1 protein-coding gene is annotated in these 279 nt (G+C 41.2%); it reads left to right on the top strand.

The annotated features are described in order from the left end of the window. Window positions 1–279 (top strand): DUF6279 family lipoprotein (locus AB4585_RS28015; RefSeq protein WP_372172028.1); only part of this gene is annotated, 279 nt, incomplete at both ends.

Raw genomic sequence — 279 nt, 5'->3', positions numbered from 1 at the left:
GTCGCTCTACGATGCAGACTTATCACTGGTTGATGAAGAGTTTCTGATAGGGCAACATCAGACATTCAGAATACATATCAAACGTCTTGCCAATGAGATAACGCCTGAGCTTTATTCTTTGTCTCGTTCTATGTCAAAAGAGCAAATCGATGAGTTTTTGCAGAGTTTGACCGAACAGCATGAAGAGTATTCTGAAAAATATTCTCAAACGACTGAGCGCGAGACAAGGACTCGATATAAGGAGCGAATTGAGAAAAATTTGCGTAGGTGGTTGGGAAC

The sequence above is a fragment of the Vibrio sp. 10N.222.49.C9 genome, from assembly GCF_041474985.1.
GTDB classification, from domain to species: domain Bacteria; phylum Pseudomonadota; class Gammaproteobacteria; order Enterobacterales; family Vibrionaceae; genus Vibrio; species Vibrio crassostreae_C.
This window is presented reverse-complemented; position numbering and strand designations above follow the sequence as displayed.